Genomic DNA, 2,741 nt, shown 5'->3' with positions numbered 1-2,741 from the left:
TCCTCCACCAGGTCGACCGCCGCCGGGCCGAGATCGAGCTCGGGCAGCGCGGACAGGATGGCCAGCCGCTCGCCGCTGTCGCCGCGCTCGTACAGGTTGCGGATCACCGCGTGGTCGCCGCCCAGCGCTTTGAGCAGCGCGCTCCGGGCGGTGGGGCCGCCCTGCCGTTCGGCCTGCGGGAAGAGCCGGTGGATCGCGTAAGGGTCAGCCTCGACCTGCCGGACGGCCTGCGCCAGCCACTCCCGTGCCGGCTCCTTCATGTGCCCTCCTCAAGAAGTCGATCGAGCGGCGGGCGACCTGCGGGGCCGCGTGGCTGTGCCGGGCCAGCTCCACGGCCACCAGACCGGAGTAGCCGTGCAGAGCGGCGAGCACCGGCACGAAGTCGATCTCACCCTCGCCGAACTCCAGATGCTCGTGAACCTCGCGGCGCATGTCCTCGATCTGCACGTGCACGGTGTACGGCAGCGCCCGCCGGACACAGGTCTCCAGGTCCTCCCGCTCCACGCAATGGCAGTGCCCGATATCGAGGGTGAGACCGAACCGGGGATGGTCACCGAGCATCCGGCGCAGCCGCTCGTAACCGTCCAGGTCCCGGACGAGCATCCCGGGTTCCGGCTCGAACCCCAGGGTGACGCCGGTCCTGTCCGCTTCGTCGAGGAGCCGTTCGCACTGGCGGGCCAGCCGTGCGTACGCCTCCTCCTCCGTCATGCCGTCAGGTTTGACCCCGCTCCACAGATGGACCACCGGGGCGCCCAGATCGGCGGCGACCCGCATGGCCGTCGTCAGGAACTCCGCTCTCCGGCCCGCGTCGTCGCTGATGAGGGTCGGATGATGCTTGCGCCACGGGTCCAGGGTGTAGCGTCCGCCCGTCTCGACGACGGCCGCGAGGCCGAGGCGTTCGAGGAGTCCGGCGATCCGCGACACCTCCGCGGCCAGGCCGGGGGCATAGGGGTCGAGATGGCCGCGGTCGAGCGTGATCGCCGCGCCGGAGTAGCCCAGGTCATGCAGGATCGCGAGCGCCTCGGCGAGCCGGTGGTCGCCGAAACCGTTGGTGCAGTAGGCCCACTTCACGATGTCGCCATCCGGGATGAGAGCCATCTGCCCAGGGGCAGCGAGCACAGCAGCGCGCCCGCCGCCCCGAACCGCCCGTTCCCGGCGAGCGCCGCCGCCTGGAGCGGGATCAGGGCGAGGATGCTCAGCCGGACGGCGTGCCGCACGTTCTCGGGATCGGGGTGGGTCCGTAACCCGGCCTGGACCGGGAGGGTCGAGGCGAGATAGCCGGCGATGAGGACACCGGCGCCCGTCCGGGCGGCGGCTCCCCTGCGCAGGCTGGCCGCGGCCGCCAGACCGGCCGCCGCGGTGGTGGCGGCGAGGGCACGCTCGGCGGTCCCGGGTGCCGCCCCCGCCACCTCGGCCCGGCCCAGGACGCTGATCCCGTACGTGTGCGCGCCGACCGCCAGCGCCATCGGCACGGCGGCTCTCCCGTCCGAACCGGCGCCCAGGAGCACGTCCAGGGCGCGGCAGGCGGCCATAGAGGCGGGGCCCGCCGCCGTCCGTTTGAGGCCCAGGTCGTAGGCCCACACCGCACCGGCCAGCAGACCGGCGACGGTGAGGCCGCGGCGTCCACCGGCGACGGCGGCGACGGCCAGGCCCGCACCGGTGAGGGCGGCGGCGACCCCGAGCGCGGCGCCCGGGCGGACCCTGCCGGACGGGATCGGGCGCTCGGGCCGCTCGATGGCGTCGGCCTCGCGGTCGGCCCAATCGTTGAGCGCCATTCCCGACCAGTACATGAGCACCGACGCCACGGCCAGCCCCGGGTTCGGGCTACGTCCAGCGGCGACCGCACCCGCCATGGTGTCGCCGGGCACCGACAGCGCGGCCGGCGCGCGGACCAGCTCCAGCATCGCCCTCACGACAGCTCCCCGGCGAAGGCGAGCAGGCGGGCGTACTGGGCGGCCAGGGCGTGTTCGCCGGTGCCCAAGGGGTTCTTGAAGAAGTAGCCGAGCTCGGGGAGCACCCCGCTGCGTCCCTTCTCATGCGCCCGCGCGACCAGCCGGGCCAGGTCCAGGACGAGGGGGGCCGCCAGCGCCGAATCGCAGCCCTGCCAGGTGAACTGCAACGCCATCCGCACGCCGAGGAAGCCCTCGAAGGTCACGTGGTCCCAGGCGGTCTTCCATTCCCCCAGGTCAGCGACGTAGTCGATGTGCGTCCGCCCCTCGACGGGCTCTCCCACGACCCCGGCGACGACCTGGTCCTTGGAGAGCTGCTTGCTGGACCTGGCGGCCGGATCGGCGAGCGTCGCCCCGTCTCCGCCGCCGAGCAGGTTGAGCCCTGACCAGGAGCGCACCCGTAACGCCCGATCGGCGAACATGGGCGCGAGCGCGCTCTTGACCAGGGTCTCGCCGGTCTTGCCATCGCGTCCCGCGTACGGCACGCCCCGCCGGGCGGCGAGTTCCGCCAGCGCCGGCAGGGTGGGCCCGGTGGAGGGTGTGAACTCCACGTAGCCGCACCCGGCCTGGAACGCCGCATAGGCGTACAGCGAACTCGGCGGCAGGACGTCGTCCCCCGCGGCGAGCCGCTCCTCCAGATCGGCCAGCCTCTCGAACTCAGGACGCGGGCCGACGGGAGGCTCGGTCGACGACACGTTGACGACGACCACCCGGGCCAGCCCGTGCCGGGCGCGGAAGTCGGCGATGTCCCCGCTCAGACGGGCCGCGGCCGCGGCCTGCCCGCCGTCGCCG

General features: G+C 73.7%; 3 protein-coding genes and 1 pseudogene. All 4 read right to left on the bottom strand.

Going from position 1 to position 2,741, the window contains the following annotated elements; all coding sequences use genetic code 11:
* A pseudogene (locus tag ACWEPL_RS65115) lies at positions 1-260 on the bottom strand (hypothetical protein); the annotation flags it as partial.
* Positions 205-1,098, bottom strand: a complete 894-nt coding sequence (locus ACWEPL_RS65110; RefSeq protein ID WP_452443049.1) for a sugar phosphate isomerase/epimerase family protein — start codon at positions 1,096-1,098, stop codon at positions 205-207. The pseudogene ACWEPL_RS65115 and the gene ACWEPL_RS65110, both read right to left, overlap by 56 nt.
* Entirely contained in the window at positions 1,068-1,904 is an 837-nt protein-coding gene (locus tag ACWEPL_RS65105; RefSeq protein ID WP_452443051.1) for an SCO3242 family prenyltransferase, read from the bottom strand. Before ACWEPL_RS65105 ends, ACWEPL_RS65110 begins: the two co-directional genes overlap by 31 nt.
* A 5-nt stretch (positions 1,905-1,909) precedes the next feature.
* Positions 1,910-2,741: inositol-3-phosphate synthase (locus ACWEPL_RS65100; RefSeq protein ID WP_452443047.1), on the bottom strand; the 832-nt coding region annotated here is incomplete at its 5' end.

Source organism: Nonomuraea sp. NPDC004186, assembly GCF_053603495.1.
The sequence above is the reverse complement of the archived record's forward strand: the minus strand, read 5'-3'. Positions and strand labels throughout refer to the sequence as shown.

What these genes read in the sequence shown, in the direction of transcription:
- ACWEPL_RS65110 (WP_452443049.1), bottom strand. Translation starts at nt 1,098, where the DNA reads ATGGCTCTCATCCCGGATGGCGACATCGTGAAGTGGGCCTACTGCACC.
- ACWEPL_RS65105 (WP_452443051.1), bottom strand. Translation starts at nt 1,904, where the DNA reads ATGCTGGAGCTGGTCCGCGCGCCGGCCGCGCTGTCGGTGCCCGGCGAC.